This is a genomic window from Methylophaga sp. UBA1464, assembly GCF_002325665.1.
In the GTDB taxonomy this organism is placed as follows: Bacteria; Pseudomonadota; Gammaproteobacteria; order Nitrosococcales; family Methylophagaceae; genus Methylophaga.
Map to the genome: position 1 here is coordinate 457 of NZ_DCSO01000047.1, position 238 is coordinate 694.

Annotated in this window: 1 pseudogene; it reads left to right on the plus strand. The window is 47.5% G+C overall.

Features of this window, described 5'->3' with window-relative positions:
• A pseudogene (locus tag B3O33_RS05450) lies at positions 1 to 238 on the plus strand (elongation factor G); the annotation flags it as partial.

The window sequence follows — 238 nt, forward strand, 5'->3', positions numbered from 1 at the left end:
CGAATGACTCAGAAGTTTCGCGTCTTATCTATGTCAACAAATTAGACCGCATTGGTGCTGACTTCTACCGTGTTGTTAAACAGGTTGAGACGGTATTGGCGGCAACTCCACTGGTCATGGTTCTGCCAATCGGTATTGAAGATGAGTTTACCGGTGTTGTTGATCTGCTGACCCGCAAAGCGTGGATCTGGAAAGATGATAAGAGCGCTGAAGATTACACCATCGAAGAGCCACCAGC